Origin of the sequence: Methanobrevibacter filiformis, assembly GCF_001639265.1 — an archaeon.
GTDB lineage: Archaea > Methanobacteriota > Methanobacteria > Methanobacteriales > Methanobacteriaceae > Methanacia > Methanacia filiformis.
Genome location: NZ_LWMT01000180.1, coordinates 1 through 800, shown reverse-complemented (window position 1 = coordinate 800; position 800 = coordinate 1). Strand labels below are relative to the sequence as shown.

The window sequence follows — 800 nt, the reverse complement described above, 5'->3', positions numbered from 1 at the left end:
ATGTTACTGGTGTTTGGTCTATTGGGTCTCTTGGTGCTGGTGAGAGTGTTGCTTTGAGTATTACTGTTGTTATTATTGGTAATGGTACAGTTATTAATACTGCGAGTGTGACTGTGGATCAGAATAATACTAACACCAATAATGGGTCTGATAATGAAACTATTAATGTGAGTAATAATGTTAATGTGAGTGTTGTTAAGGTTTCTAATACTACTGGGTCAGCGAATATTGGTGATGTTATTACTTATACTATTATTGTGTCTAATAATGGTTCTGGTAATGCTACTGGTGTATATGTGACTGATTTGTTGAACAATACTGTTTTGAGTTTTGTAGGTAGTAATGGTTCTTATGATAATAATATTGGTGTTTGGACTATTGGGTCTCTTGGTGCTGGTGAAACGGTTGCTTTGAGTATTACTGTTGTTATTATTGGTAATGGTACGGTTACTAACATTGCGAGTGTGTCTGTGGATCAGAATAATACTAATGTGGATAATGGGTCTGATAATGAAACTATTAATGTAAATAATAATGTTAATGTGAGTGTTGTTAAGGTTTCTAACACTACTGGGTCAGCGAATATTGGTGATGTTATTACTTATACTATTATTGTGTCTAATAATGGTTCTGGTAATGCTACTGGTGTATATGTGACTGATTTGTTGAATATTAGTGTTTTGAGTTTTGTAGGTAGTAATGGTTCTTATGATGATGTTACTGGTGTTTGGTCTATTGGGTCTCTTGGTGCTGGTGAGAGTGTTGCTTTGAGTATTACTGTTGTTATTATTGGTAATGGT

General features: G+C 34.1%; 1 pseudogene. It reads left to right on the top strand.

Annotated elements, in window-relative coordinates:
• Window positions 1–800 (top strand): annotated as a pseudogene (locus tag MBFIL_RS04790) (DUF11 domain-containing protein); the annotation flags it as partial.